This is a genomic window from Cellulomonas sp. H30R-01 (assembly GCF_010119915.1).
Classification (GTDB): Bacteria; Actinomycetota; Actinomycetes; order Actinomycetales; family Cellulomonadaceae; genus Cellulomonas; species Cellulomonas algicola.
In genome coordinates this window covers 249,551-263,527 of sequence record NZ_CP048210.1, presented here as the reverse complement: position 1 = coordinate 263,527, position 13,977 = coordinate 249,551, and the positions used below count along the sequence as shown (strand labels likewise).

Sequence of the window (13,977 nt, the reverse complement as noted above, 5' to 3'; positions counted from 1 at the left end):
TCGCGCCGGTGCGCCGACCCGTCGGCCGTCGGCGCGCCGGTGCGCCGACCCGTCAGCCGTCGGCGCGCCGGGGCGCCGGTCCGTCAGGCCTCTGCGCGCGCCGGCTCGGCGGCGGGCTGCGGCGCGCCGTGCTGCGCGGGGCGGACGGCGTGCATCGCGAGGCACGCGACGAGGCCGAGCGCGAGGACGCCGACCGTGAGCAGGAGCGTCTGCGCGACGGCCGTCGAGAAGCCTGCGTGCACGGCCTGCGTCGCCGCGTCGGTGATCTGCCGCGCGAGGTCCGCCGGGACCGAGTCCGGCAGCTGCGGAGCGGCTGCGGCGCCCGCGCCCGTCGAGAACTGGTCCGGGTCGACGCGCGAGAAGCCGTCGAGGAACGCCTGCCGCGCCTGCTCGGGCAGCGCCGCAGCCTCGTCCTGCGCGGCCGCGGGGATCGCGATGCCGAGCCGCGACGACAGCATCGCGACGACGGCCGCCGACCCGATGACGCCGCCGATCTGGCGGTTCGTGTTGAACGCGCCCGCGCCGGCGCCCGCGTTGCGCTGGTCGAGGCCCGCCGTCGCGGTCGCGGCCAGCGGCGAGAAGAGCATGCCGGTGCCGATGCCGAACACCGTCATGGGCAGGACGAGCTGCCAGACGGGCACCTCGGGGCGGATGACGGCCGCGAGCCACGCGACGACGACCACGAGGATCGCGAAGCCCGTCGCGACGATCCACTTCGCCGGGACGCGGTCCGACATCCGGCCGGCGACGGGCGCGACGACGCCCGACAGCAACGAACCGCCGAGGCCGATGAGCGCCGCGTGGAGCGGCGACAGGCCGAGGACCAGCTGGGCGAAGATCGTGAACGGGAAGAAGATGCCGGTCATCGCGAACGTCACGGCGAACCCGGCGACGTTGGACAGCGAGAAGTTGCGCACGTGGAACAGGCGCAGCGGCATGAGCGCGTCGTCGCCCAGGTGCCGCTGCCACAGCACGAACGCGACGAGGACGATCACGCCCAGGCCGACGATCTCCCAGATCGTGACGGGCCCGACGACGGTCCCCCAGTCGTAGGTGTCGCCCTCCTGCAGGCCGAAGACGACGAGGAACATGCCGAGCACGGACAGCACGACGCCGAGCCCGTCGAACGTGCGCGCGTGCGTGGGCAGCGCGGGCAGGCGCCGCAGCGCAAGCCACAGCGCGACGACACCGACGGGCACGTTGACGTAGAAGATCCACTCCCAGCCGACGGTCTCGACGAGCAGGCCGCCGAGCACCGGGCCGGTGATCGTCGCGACACCCGCGACGGCGCCCCAGACACCCATCGCGGCACCGCGACGCGCGGGCGGGAAGACGCGCGTGATCATCGACATCGTCTGCGGGGTCATGAGCGCACCGCCGACGCCCTGCACGGCCCGGGCGGCGATGAGCATCCCGATCGAGCCGGACAGGCCGCACCACAGCGACGCGAGCGTGAACACGACGAGACCGACGACGAAGACGGGCTTGGGGCCGAACCGGTCACCCAGGCGTCCCGTGACGAGCAGCAGGACCGCGAACGTCAGCAGGTACGCGCTGTTGACCCAGCCGACCTCGGTGAACGACGCGTCGAGCTCGGTGACGAGGGTGGGGACGGCGATGTTCACGATCGTGGTGTCGATCATGATCATGAAGAAGCCGAGGCACAGCGGCGGGAGCACGCTCCACGGGCTGCGCCCGTGCAGGTCGACGAGCGCGCGGGGCTGCTCGGTGGTCATGGGTCCTCCGGGGGACGGTCGGTGCGGGGTGCGGGTGCGGCGCGGGTCGCGGGCGTGGCGTGCCGGGTGCGACCCGCGGGATCAGTGGCTGGTGGCGGTCGCCGCGGGGCGGCCGTGCCGGGCCTCGAGGAAGGCGGCGGGGAACGGGTCGTCCCAGCCCAGGGTGTCGTCGTCGAGCTCGGCGACGGTGCGGTCGAGCCACTCGACCTCGTGGCGCAGGTGCGCGACGTCGTGCTCGACGTCGAGCAGGTGGCGGCGCGGCAGGCCCTGCGCACGCACGCGGGTGTAGGCGGACTCGAGCTCGGCGAGGCGCTCGGCCTCGCGCTCGCGGCGCCGGACGAGCGCGTCGCGGACGACGTCGCGCGGCAGGTCGACGGCCTCGGCGAGGCCGACGGAGAAGACGGGGTGGACCGGGTGGTCGTCCCCGAGGAAGCTCGCGAGCCGCCGCTCGTACGCGGTGCGGCCGGCGTCGGTGAGCCGGTAGGTGGTGCGCTCGGGACGGTTGCCGCTGCGCTCGGTGCCGAGCGCCTCGACCAGGCCGTCGCGGGCCAGCCGCTCGACCGCGTGGTAGACGGCGCCGGGGTTGACGCGCACGTGCCGGGTGTCGCGGCGCTCGACGAGCGTCTGGAACACGTCGTAGGGGTGACGCGGATGCTCGCGCAGGAGGCCGAGGACGAGGACGGCGACGGCGGACAGCTCGGGCACGCGCCTCTCCTTCCTCCGGTCGAACTATTCCAGGCGGAATATACAAGCGACGACCCCTCGTCGCGATCCCCCGACAGGGACGGCCGACTCTTCACCCGCTCGGTTGCGCAAGGTCACAGGTCGGTCTCGGACTTGCGGAATCGCTCCCACACCGTTCGACCGCCTGCCTAGCATCGACGCATCCCGCGCCCGTCGCCCCGTCGGCGCGTGCTGACGACGAGGTCCCCGGAGGCTCGATTGGGCTGGACGCTGCGCGTGCTGCGGCACCGCGCCGCCGCGCAGAGCACGCTGCTCGCCGCCGTGCTCGCCGTCGCGCTCGTGGGTGCGACGCTGCTCGGCACGTTCGCGCTGCTGCTGCACACGAGCGAGACGCGGGCGCTCGGCGAGGCGCTCGGCAGGGCGTCGACGACGGACACCGACGTCGACGTCGTGCTCACGCTCGGCCGCGAGACCCCGGCCGAGGCGCTCCCCGTCGCCGAGGACTACCTCGACGACCTGCTGGGCGGCGTCGACGCCGACCGGGAGCGGTGGCTCACGTCCGCGCTCTACCACGTCGGCACGGGCAACCGGATCGGCCTGCCGATGGCGTACCTCGCCTCCGAGCCGACGATCCCCGAGCACGCGACGCTGCTCGCCGGCACGTGGCCCGACGTCGCCGTCGACGCCGAAGGACGCGTGCCCGTCGCCGTCCCGCGCACCGCGGCCGACGCGCTCGGCTGGACCGTCGGCACGGTCCTGCCGGGGCGCAGCTCCGAGACGCGTCAGGACCTGCCGATGGTCGTCGTCGGCGTGCACGAGCTCGACGGACCCGGTGCGCTGTGGACGCGCGACCTGCTCGACGGCGCGCAGTTCCACCCGGCGTGGCCGATCCCGGGCACCTTCGGCTTCAACACGGCCCCGCTCTACGGGCCGCTCGTCACGGTCCCCGAGGCGCTCGCCGCCGGGCCGGTGCAGGTCGCGAGCGTGCGCGTCGTCGCCGCGCCGCACCTCGCCGACGCCCCGACGGCCGACGTCGACGCGCTGCGCACCGCGCTCACCGACGGGCAGGCCACCCTCAGCGCGGCCGCCTCGCCCGTCTCCACCGGTGCACGGCTCGCGACCTTCCTGCCCATGACGATCGACGAGGCCGTCGCCGGGCTCGCGGTCACACGGATCACGCTCGTCGTCGTCGGCCTGCTCCTCGTCGTCCTCGCGGTGACCGTCCTGCTGCTCGCGGCACGCCTGCTCGCCGAGCGTCGGGCGGCCGAGCAGACGCTCATGGCCTCGCGCGGCGCCACCGCCGGCCAGATCCTGCGCCTCGCCACGATCGAGGCCGCGGGCGTCGCCGCCGTCACCGCGCTCGCCGCGCCGTGGCTCGCGCGCCTCACGTACGACGCGATCACGCGCCTCGACGTGCTGCGCGCCGCCGGCCTGCACCAGGACCCCGGAACGCCCGTCTCCCTGTGGCTGACCTGCGCGGTCGCCGCGCTCCTGCTCGCCGGCGTGCTCCTCCTGCCGCTGCTGCGGCGGCGCGGCAGCGTCGTCGAGGCCGAGCAGCAGCTCGTCCGGCAGGACCGTCGCGGTGCCCTCGCGCGCTCGGGCGCGGACCTCGCGATCCTCGTGCTGGCCGGCCTCGGGATCTGGCAGCTCCAGGGCTACCGGTCCCCGGTGCTCGCCGGCACCGGCCCCGCCCGGATCGACCCCGTGCTCGTCACCGCGCCCGCGCTGCTGCTGCTCGCCGGCGCCGTGCTCACGCTGCGGCTGCTGCCGCTCGTCGCCGGTCTCGGCGAGCGCGTCGCGTCGCGCAGCCGCTCGCTGGTCGTACCGCTCGGCGCGTGGGAGGTCGGCCGGCGTCCCGCACGCGCGTCCGGTGCCGTGCTGCTGCTCACGCTCGCCGTCGCGGTCGCCTCGTTCGCGCAGGCCTTCCTCGGCACGTGGCGGACCTCGCAGCAGGAGCAGGCGGACCTCGCGACCGGGACCGACCTGCGCCTCGACCGGCTGCCCGGTGCTCCGCTCGAGCAGACGACGCGGGTCTCCGCGCTCGAGGGCACGACCGCCGTCAGCGCCGTCACCGACCGCCAGGTCGCCGTCGGCGGTTCGATCGACACGCTCAGCGACGCGCGCCGGCCCTGGGCTCAGCTGCTCGCGGTCGACACGACGCACGCGGACGCGCTCCTGCACGGTCGCATCGACGGCGGCTGGGCGGAGGTCACCGCGCGGCTGGTCCCCGACGAGCCGGCCACCGGGGTCGAGCTGCCCGGCCAGGTCCGCGCGATCCTCGTCGACCTCGGCACCGACGCCAAGCCGTCGGCCGACGTCGTCGCCTCCGTCACGCTCGTCGTGCAGGACGCCCTCGGGGTCCGCACCCCGCTCGTCGTGCCCGTCGCACCGCACCTCGGCGAGGACGTCGACGACCTCCGTGTCGAGCTGCCCGAGGCCGTCGACGGGCTGTCGCTCGTCGGTCTCGTCGTCGACCTCGAGTCCGGGCAGGACGAGGACGCACCCGAGGACCGCGCGAGCCGGGTCCGCGGCGAGGCGTCCGCGATGTCGGTCTCGCTCTCCGACCTCCGCGTCGTCGCGCCCGGCGCGGACGGCAGCGCGACCGGCGCCGTCACGGCCGTCGCGCTCGACGGCGCCGCGTGGAGCGCCCGGCCCCCCGTGCTCGGCTTCCCGGAGCCGCCCGGCGTCGCGGTCGTCGACGGGAGTCTGCGCCTCGGCGTCAGCATGATCCCCGAGCTCCTGCGCGCGGGCGGTCTGACCTTCGCGGGCGCGACCTTCGAGGCGCCCGAGGCCGTGCCGGCGGTCATCACGGACACGCTCGCGACCGCCACGACGGCCGAGGTCGGCGACGAGGTCGCGCTCGACCTCGGGGACGGCCGCGCACTGGCGGTCGAGGTCGAACGGATCGTGCCGTACCTCCCCGGGCACCCGCGCGGGTCCGCGCTGCTGGTCGACCGTGACGTCCTCTCGCGGGCCACGCTCCTGTGGGGGTGGGCCGACCCGATGCTCGACGAGTGGTGGCTCGGCGTCCCGGACGACCGCGTCGCCGGCGTCGCCGGCGAGATCGTGCGGACCGAGCTCGGCGAGCCCACCACGCGCGTCGAGGCACGCGCGGTCGCGACCGGCGGCCCGCTGCGGGTGGGCGTCCAGGCGGCGCTGTGGGTCGTGACGGTCGCGGCGCTCGCGCTCGCGTTCGCCGGGTTCGCGATGAGCGCCACCGTGTCCGTCCGCACCCGACGGCTCGAGCTCGCGCGGCTGCAGGCGCTGGGCGCGCCGCGCGGCGGCATCGTCCGCGCCGTGCTCGTCGAGCACGGGATCATCGGCGTCCTCGGCGTGACCGCCGGGCTCGCGATCGGCGGGCTGCTCGCGGGCGTCGTCGGGCCGCTGCTCACCGTGTCCGGCCAGGGCCGCCGGCCGGTGCCGCGCCCGCTCGTCCAGTGGGAGTGGCCCGCGCAGGCCGTGCTCGTGGCGGTCCTCGTCGCGCTGGTCGCGCTCGCGGTCGCCACCACGACGAACGCCCTGGTGCGCCGGGCCTCCGGCACGCTGCTCCGGCTGGGGGACGAACGATGACGACCACCACCACGCGGCCCGGCACGCCCGCCGCGGCACCCGCTCCCGAGCAGCGGGGCGGTGCCCTGCGCGCCGCGACCGCGCTCGCACCGCTCGTCAGCCGGCGGCGCAGCCGGGACGACGCCGGGCTGCTCACGCTCGCGGCGGTGCTGCTCGCCGTCACCGTGCTGCTGTCCGTCGCGCTCCCCCGCCTGCAGGCGCGCACCGCCGACGCGACCGTGCGGGGCGTCGTCGCCGAGGCCGGCGCGGATGCCGACGTCGCGATCCGGCTGCCGAACCGGGACGACATCGGCGCGCGCGAACCCGACCCGGACGAGGCGACGCTCCTCGCCAACTCCGCGTCGGTGGTCTGGGGGGAGACGCCCCGGACGATCCGCGCGGTCACGGCGGCGCCCGTCACCGGCGTCGAGACGATCACGCGGACGGCGCGCGTCGCGGGCGTCGGCCAGGTCATGCGGCTCGTGCACGTCGGCAGCAACGAGGTGGGTGCCCCGCTCGTCCGCTGGGTCGAGGGCGCCGCGCCGGCGGCGTCGGTCTGGGCCGCTCCGGCCGAGGACACCGGCACCGCGGGACCCGCGATCACCGACAAGCCGGCGCCCGAGCGCGAGATCCAGGTCGGCCTCGCCGCGCGGACGGCCGAGGAGCTCGGCATCGACGTCGGCACCCGCTTCCCCCTGACGCTGCCTGCCCCGGGCCGCGTCGTCGCGCACGTCACCGGGTTCTTCGAGCCGATCGACCCGACGGCGGCGCAGTGGCAGACCTACGACGACCTGCTCGCACCGTTCCCGGCCGCGACGGGCAGCAAGGCCGAGAACCGCGTCGCCTACCTCCTGTCCGACGAGTCGCTGGCCGACGCGATGGCGGCGCTGCAGGTCACCGCGATCTCGCGGCTCGTGCGGCTGCCCGCCGAGCCCGAGGCGTTCTCCGAGCGGGGCGCCGCGACCGTCGCGCGCGACCTCTCGGTCCTGCTCGCCACGCCCGGCACGTATGCGACGCCCGACGGGCAGCCCGGCATCGAGACCGACCTGCCGGCCGTGCTCGACGACGCCGTCGACCGGCTCACCGCCGCCCGCGCGCAGGCCTCGGTGCTGCTCGTGGGTCTCGCGACCGTCGGCGCGCTCGCGCTCGTGCTCGCCGCGCGGCTCCTCGTCGGGCGGCGCGAGGGTCTGCTGCTCGCCGAGCGCGCCCGCGGTGCGTCCGTCGCGTCGGTCGTCGTGCGCGCGCTCGCCGAGAGCGTCCCGGTCGGCCTGGTCGCCGCCGCGACCGGCGCCCTCGTGGCCGTGCTCCTGGTGCCGGGCACCGAGGGCGGCTGGCTCGTGGCCGGCTTGGTCGCGGTCGTCGCGATGGTGGCCCCGGCCGTGGCGTCGGCGCTCGTCGTCCGGCGTGCGTGGACCGGCGCACGCCAGCCCGCCAACCGCAGCGACCGCGAGCGGATCGCCCGCCGGCGGGGCGCCCGGCGCGTGACCGCGGAGCTCGCGCTCGCGGCGATCGCCGCCGCCGCGGTCGTCTCGGTGCGCGGTCGCGGGCTCGTCCCGTCCAGCACGGGTGACGTCGACCTGCTGCTCGCCGCGGCCCCGGCCCTGCTCGCAGCCGCCGCGACCGTGCTGGCCGCACGCGTCCTGCCGCCCGTGCTCCGCGGGCTGTCGCGCGCCGCGACCCGGCGGCGCGGGCTGGTCGGCGTCGTCGCGACCGCCCGCGCCGCGCGCGCGACCGGCACGCTCGTGCCGATCCTCACGCTCACGACGGCCGTCGCCCTCGTCGTGTTCAGCGGGACGACCGCCGTCACGGTCCGTGCGGGACAGCTGACCGCCGCCGACGTCGTCGTCGGCGCGACCGTCCGGCTCGACGGCTCCGTCTCGACCGAGGAGGTCGACCTGCTGCGCACGGCCCCCGGCGTCGATGCCGTCGCGTCGGCGTCCGAGCGGATCGGACGGTCCTTCGGGCAGTCGAGCGGCGTCAAGGCGCGCGTGCTCATGGTCGACGCGGTCGACATGGCCCGCGTGCTCGAGGCGCGCGGTGAGCCGTCCGACGGATGGGCGCGGCTCGCCGACCCCTCCACCGCGGGCCTCCCGGCGCTGCTGACGCCGGACCTGCTCCGGACCGCGCAGATCCTCGAGCCCGAGTTCATGGCGGCCGACGGCTTCGTGCCGATCGACGTCCAGGGCACCGTCGACGACGTGCCGCGTGTCATGCCGCTCGACGACGAGGCCCTCGCGGAGCTGCAGGCAGGTGGCACGGACCCCGCGTTCGTGGTCGACCGCGCGCGCTACCAGCAGGTCGTCGGCTCCGCCGTCCCGCTCCAGACCGTGTGGGTGCAGGGACCAGGAGCGGCCGCCGCCGTCCGGGACGCCGGGCTGGAGGACAAGGCCGGCGTCAAGGTGACCGTGCGCGAGGAGTGGCTGGAGTCGGCCCGCTCGTCGCCGGTCGGTGCCGGACTCACGATCCTGCTGCTCGGGTCCGCGGCCGTCCTCGCGATGTACGCCGCGGTGGCCCTCGCGCTCACCGTCGTCGCGACGTCCCGCGAGCGGGGTCGCACGCTCTCGGCGCTGCGCACGCAGGGTCTCGACGCCCGCACGGCCCGCGCCCTCACGCTCGGCGAGCTCGCCCCGCTGGCCGTGGTCGCGGTCGTCGCCGGCACCGCGATCGGTGTCGTCGTGCCGTGGGCGCTGACCGACGCGCTCGGGCTCGACCTGCTGACCGGCGCGCCCGGCACCGCCGAGCTCCGGCTCACGTGGGTGCCCGTCGCGGGTGCCGCCGCCGTCATCGGCGTGAGCCTGGTCGCCGCCGTGCTCGTCGAGTCGGCCGTGCGCCGTCGCGACCGGCTCGGCGAGGTGCTGCGGGTCGGTGAACGATGACCGCCCCACCGCGGCCCCCGGCCGCCCCGCCCGTCCCGCTCCTGCCCCGTCCCCCTCGGAGGTCCTCGTGAACGCCACGCCGACGGCACTCGCGCCGACGCTGGGCACGCTGGAGGAGCGCGCCCGGCAGCGGACCGGCGCGTTCGGGGAGGACGCGCTCATCGTGTGCGACTCCCTGGTCCGCATCTACCAGTCCGAGGGTGTCGAGGTGCAGGCGCTCCAAGGGCTCGACCTGCTCGTCGAGCAGGGTGAGCTCGTCGCGATCGTCGGCGCCTCGGGCTCGGGCAAGTCGACGCTGCTGTCCGTCCTGTCGGGCCTCGACGTCCCGACGGCCGGCCGGGTACGCGTCGGCCCGTGGGACCTCATGTCGATGTCGACGAAGCAGCGCGTCGCGTACCGGCGGTCGATGGTCGGGTTCGTCTGGCAGCAGACGGCACGCAACATCGTCCCGTACCTCACCGCGGCGGAGAACGTCGAGTTCCCCCTCGCCCTGGCGGGTGCGGCGCGCCGGGTGCGGCGCGCGCGGGCGGCGGAGCTCCTCGACGTGCTCGGCGTCGGCTACTGCGCCGACCGCCGCCCGTCGCAGATGTCGGGCGGCGAGCAGCAGCGCGTCGCGATCGCGGTCGCGCTCGCCAACAGCCCTCAGGTGCTGTTCGCCGACGAGCCGACCGGCGAGCTCGACACGGCCACGTCGCACGACGTCCTCGAAGGGCTGCGGACCGTGAACCGCGAGCTCGGCACGACGGTCGTCGTCGTCACGCACGACTCGAGCGTCAGCGAGCACGTGCAGCGCACGGTCGCGATCCGCGACGGCCGGACCAGCTCCGAGGTCGTGCGGCGTACGCACACCGCCGACGACGGCACCGAGCACGTCGTCGCCGAGGAGTTCGCGGTCCTCGACCGCGCGGGCCGCGTCCAGCTCCCGCGCGAGTACCGCGAGGCGCTCGACCTGGTCGGCAAGGTCCGGCTCGCGCTGGAGTCGTCGCACGTGAGCGTGTGGCCCGACCGCCTGCCGCAGGACCGCCCGCAGGAGCCCCCGACGCGCACCGGTCGCCACCGCGCCGTCCCCGCCCACGAGGAGCAGCAGTGACCACCACGACCGAGGCCCTCCGGGGCGGGGCCGCGCCGGCCGGTGTCCCGCTCGTCAGCGTCGAGCACGTCGGCCGCACGTACGGCACGGGGAGCGCCGCGGTGCACGCGCTCCAGGACGTGTCGTTCACGATCGCGCCGGGCGAGCTCGTCGCGCTCGTCGGACGCTCCGGCTCGGGCAAGACCACGCTGCTCAACATCATCGGCGGCCTCGACAAGCCCGACGAGGGCCGCGTGGTCGTCGACGGGCGCGAGGTGTCGTCGCTCGACGAGCGGGGCCTCGTCGAGCTGCGGCGCGACGTCGTGTCGTTCGTCTTCCAGACGTTCGGGCTCGTACCCGTGCTGTCGGCGGCGGAGAACGTCGGCGTGCCGCTGCGGCTGCGCAAGCTGCCGACCGCGGACCGCGAGGCGCGCGTCGAGCTGCTGCTCGACCTCGTCGGGCTGGGCTCGCACGCGCAGCAGCGGCCCGGCGAGATGTCGGGCGGTCAGCAGCAGCGCGTCGCGATCGCACGCGCGCTCGCGAACTCGCCGCGTCTGCTGGTCGCCGACGAGCCGACGGGACAGCTCGACACCGAGACCGGCACGGCCGTGATGGCGCTGCTGCGGGCCGTCGTCGAGGCCGAGGGCATGACGGCGATCGTCTCGACCCACGACCCGCTCATGATGTCGCTGGCCGACCGCGTGCTGCGGATCGCCGACGGGCGCCTCGTCGAGGGCTGACCCCGCCAGCCTGCACCCGGCCCGCGGCAGGCCCGGGCAGCACGACGGCCCCCGACCAGCGCGGTCGGGGGCCGTCGTCCGTCGTCAGGGGGTCACGTCCACTGCGTGAGGACGCGGCCCTCCTTGTCGGTGAACTTGCCGATGATGAGGATCACGAGGTCGATGAGCGTCCAGATGCCGAGGCCGCCGAGGGTCACGAGCATGAGGACGCCGGTGCCGATCTTCCCGACGAAGAAGCGGTGCACACCGAGCGTGCCGAGGAAGAAGCAGAGCAGGACCGTGGGGAGCAGCAGCTTCGGGCTGGTGCCGGTCGCGACGGGAGCGGTCATGGAGGGCCTCCTGGAGGGGTGGACGGCGCCGGCGACGCTGTCGGCGCCGCATCGGTCGAGCGCACAGTAGTGAGTCCCGACACCACGCGTGGCCGTTTCGCCAGGTGACTTCGCGCGAGGTCGCCCGTCCGGCGGAGCGGCGTGCACGCGACGGCCGGCCGCGGACCCGCTGCGGCCGGCCGTCGTCCCGTGCGGACCTCGCTCGGACCTCGCTCGGATCTCGCTCAGACCTCGATGCCCTCCAGCAGCTCCGTGACGAGCGCGGCGACGGGCGAGCGCTCGGACCGGGTCAGCGTGACGTGCGCGAACAGCGGGTGCCCCTTGAGCGCCTCGATCACGGCGGCGATGCCGTCGTGCCGGCCGACGCGCAGGTTGTCGCGCTGCGCGACGTCGTGGGTGAGGACGACGCGCGACGACTGGCCGATGCGCGACAGCACGGTGAGCAGCACGTTGCGCTCGAGGGACTGGGCCTCGTCGACGATGACGAACGCGTCGTGCAGCGAGCGCCCGCGGATGTGCGTGAGCGGCAGCACCTCGAGGATGTCGCGGTCCAGGACCTCCTCGACGACCTCCTTCGACACGAGCGCGCCGAGCGTGTCGAAGACCGCCTGCGCCCAGGGGCTCATCTTCTCGGCCTCGCTGCCGGGCAGGTAGCCGAGCTCCTGGCCGCCGACGGCGTACAGAGGGCGGAACACCATGACCTTGCGGTGCTGGCGTCGCTCGAGCACGGCCTCCAGGCCGGCGCACAGCGCGAGCGCAGACTTGCCCGTGCCGGCGCGGCCGCCGAGCGAGACGATGCCGACCTCCTCGTCGAGCAGCAGGTCGATCGCGACGCGCTGCTCGGCGCTGCGGCCGTGCACCCCGAAGACGTCCTGGTCGCCCCGGACCAGCTGCACGTGCTTGTCGGCGGTGACGCGTCCGAGCGCCGACCCGCGCGGGCTGTGCAGGACGAGCCCGGTGTGGCAGGGCAGGTCGCGGGGCGCCGTGACGAGGCCCGACGAGTCGTAGTCGGCGACGTCCGCGAGCGCGAGCGACTCGTGCTCCCAGAGGTCGGCCATCTGCTGCTCGGTGAGGTCGAGCGCGTCCATCCCGGTCCAGCCGGAGTCGACCGCGAGCTCGGCCCGGTACTCCTCGGCGCGCAGGCCGACCGCGGACGCCTTGACCCGCATGGGCAGGTCCTTCGAGACGACGGTGACGTCGCGCCCCTCGGCCGCCAGGTTCGCCGCGACGGCCAGGATGCGGGTGTCGTTGTCGCCGAGCCGGAAGCCCGCGGGCAGGGCGCTCGGGTCGGTGTGGTTGAGCTCGACGCAGAGCGTGCCGCCCTGGTCGGTCATGGGCAGCGGGCGGTCGAGCCGGCCGTGCTTGACGCGCAGGTCGTCGAGCATGCGCAGCGCGCTGCGGGCGAAGTAGCCGAGCTCGGCGTGGTGCCGCTTGGCCTCGAGCTCGGTGATGACGACCACCGGGAGGACGACGTCGTGCTCGGCGAAGCGCAGGATCGCCCGCGGGTCGGACAGGAGCACCGAGGTGTCGAGCACGTAGGTGATGCGGCCGGACGTGTCCGGGGCCTCGGTTCCGTGCGACGTGCCCGGGGTGTGCTGTGCGTTGCTGACCACGGCAGGCTCCCTCCGGCGCTAGGTGCGCCGAGACGGACGCTTCACGACGGCAGCCCGCTCGCGCGGGCGGAGGGGGCCGACGATCGGCGGCGGGACGGGGGCGGCCGGCCCGGTGCGTGAGGGCCGGGACCGACCCTCCTCCCGGAGCGGATGCTCCATGGGCTGGCCTCCCGGGGACGGCGGGCGCCGTCCTCTACGCGGAAACTAACCCCGCCCACCGACATGCGACGCACGACACGCGACGGTGTCACGCATCGTTCACCGGGGCGCCACCGCGCGGTCGGGTCGGTGCCGCGCGTGGCCTCCGCCGTGCGTGTCGTCACGACGTCCGGATGCCCCCGGCGGGCGCACGCGTCCACCCGCATAACGAAGTCGCTCCCCCGCGAACCGCACGCCGCTCAGCCGCGCAGCGTGCGGCTGGGCGGGACGCCGAAGGCCTGCCGGTACGCCGCCGCGAACCGGTCGGTCTTGACGAACCCCCACCGCAGCGCCACGTCGGCGACGGTGTCGCCGGCCGTCGGGTCGGCCGCCTGGAGGTCGCGGTGCGCGCCCTCGAGGCGCGCGCGACGGAGGTACGCCATGGGCGTCACACCGAGGTGCCGCTGGAACGCGCTCTGGATCGCGCGTGCGCTGACGCCGGCGGCGTGCGCGACGTCCGTGACGGTGATCGGCAGCGAGGCGTGGTCGTCGATGAACGCGACCGCACGGCGCACGGTCGACGGCGCGGCGTACCCGGGCCCGCGCACGAGAGCGCTGTCGAGGGTGGTGTTCGGGAAGGTGGCGAGGGCGCCCGCGGCGACCAGGTCCGCGAGCGCGGCAGCGGCGATCGGGTGCGCGGCGCTCGGTGCGTCGTCGGCGAGCTGGGCGGCGACGAAGTGCGCGAGCCGGACCCACGCCCGGCCCGCGGGCCCGGACACGGGTTCGAGACCGCCGAAGCGCACGGGGCGCGCGTCGAGAGGCAGCCGCTCCGATGCGACGCGCTCCACCGTCGACCGCGACAGCCGCATCACCAGCAGCTCGACGCCGTCCCACGTGGCAGTCAGCGGGGCGTCGTCGGGGAACCGGAACACGGACCCTGCGCCGATGCGGACCTCGTCGCCGCCCACGTCGTAGCGCCCGGTGCCCACGACGCCGGTCGTGACGAGCAGGTAGTCGACGGGCGCGACCGTGCACTGCACCCCGGTCGACAGGCGCACGGTGTCCGCGCCGAGGTCACCGGCGTTCGTCGCCCGGAGGTCGCACAGGAAGGTCGGCGAGGCCGTGGCGAGCGTCAGACGCTGGTGGGGGCAGTACAGGTCCTTGAGGACCGAGTACGCGACGTCCGGCTGACGAGTGGAGACGGACAAGACATGGACCGACATGGACGGCACCCCCCGCTGCG

At 75.5% G+C, this 13,977-nt stretch carries 9 protein-coding genes; 4 read left to right on the top strand and 5 right to left on the bottom strand.

Annotated elements, in window-relative coordinates; genetic code table 11:
* Positions 1-83: 83 nt before the first annotated feature.
* Positions 84-1,736 carry a DHA2 family efflux MFS transporter permease subunit gene (locus tag GXP71_RS01160; protein ID WP_162351158.1) on the bottom strand — a complete coding sequence of 551 codons (1,653 nt, stop codon included), beginning with the start codon at positions 1,734-1,736 and terminating at the stop codon, positions 84-86.
* A gap of 81 nt (positions 1,737-1,817) precedes the next feature.
* Positions 1,818-2,441: a PadR family transcriptional regulator gene (locus GXP71_RS01155; protein WP_162351157.1), complete on the bottom strand. Its 624-nt coding sequence runs from the start codon at positions 2,439-2,441 to the stop codon at positions 1,818-1,820.
* A gap of 207 nt (positions 2,442-2,648) precedes the next feature.
* On the opposite strand from GXP71_RS01155, the gene GXP71_RS01150 reads away from it, so the two are divergent.
* The 4 genes from GXP71_RS01150 to GXP71_RS01135 all read left to right on the top strand — a co-directional run bounded on the left by GXP71_RS01150 (position 2,649) and on the right by GXP71_RS01135 (position 10,654).
* The gene (locus GXP71_RS01150) at positions 2,649-5,990 is read left to right on the top strand and encodes an FtsX-like permease family protein (RefSeq protein ID WP_162351156.1); all 3,342 of its coding nucleotides are present in this window, start codon (positions 2,649-2,651) and stop codon (positions 5,988-5,990) included.
* Positions 5,987-8,845, top strand: a complete 2,859-nt coding sequence (locus GXP71_RS01145; protein WP_162351155.1) for an FtsX-like permease family protein — start codon at positions 5,987-5,989, stop codon at positions 8,843-8,845. Before GXP71_RS01150 ends, GXP71_RS01145 begins: the two co-directional genes overlap by 4 nt.
* A 100-nt stretch (positions 8,846-8,945) precedes the next feature.
* Complete coding sequence (locus GXP71_RS01140) at positions 8,946-9,935, top strand: ABC transporter ATP-binding protein (protein WP_238402777.1); 990 nt, start codon at positions 8,946-8,948, stop codon at positions 9,933-9,935.
* Positions 9,932-10,654: an ABC transporter ATP-binding protein gene (locus tag GXP71_RS01135; protein WP_162351154.1), complete on the top strand. Its 723-nt coding sequence runs from the start codon at positions 9,932-9,934 to the stop codon at positions 10,652-10,654. Before GXP71_RS01140 ends, GXP71_RS01135 begins: the two co-directional genes overlap by 4 nt.
* 92 nt (positions 10,655-10,746) lie before the next feature.
* Here the strand turns inward: GXP71_RS01135 and GXP71_RS01130 are convergent, their stop codons facing one another.
* The 3 genes from GXP71_RS01130 to GXP71_RS01120 form a co-directional block, all read right to left on the bottom strand.
* Positions 10,747-10,983 (bottom strand): TM2 domain-containing protein, encoded by a 237-nt coding sequence (locus GXP71_RS01130; RefSeq protein WP_124343078.1) that lies wholly within the window; start codon positions 10,981-10,983, stop codon positions 10,747-10,749.
* A 224-nt stretch (positions 10,984-11,207) separates the two neighbouring features.
* On the bottom strand, positions 11,208-12,596 hold the full coding sequence (locus tag GXP71_RS01125; protein ID WP_162351153.1) for a PhoH family protein: 1,389 nt from the start codon (positions 12,594-12,596) through the stop codon (positions 11,208-11,210).
* A 398-nt stretch (positions 12,597-12,994) separates the two neighbouring features.
* Positions 12,995-13,957 carry an AraC family transcriptional regulator gene (locus GXP71_RS01120; protein ID WP_162351152.1) on the bottom strand — a complete coding sequence of 321 codons (963 nt, stop codon included), beginning with the start codon at positions 13,955-13,957 and terminating at the stop codon, positions 12,995-12,997.
* Between the last annotated feature and the right edge of the window lie 20 nt (positions 13,958-13,977).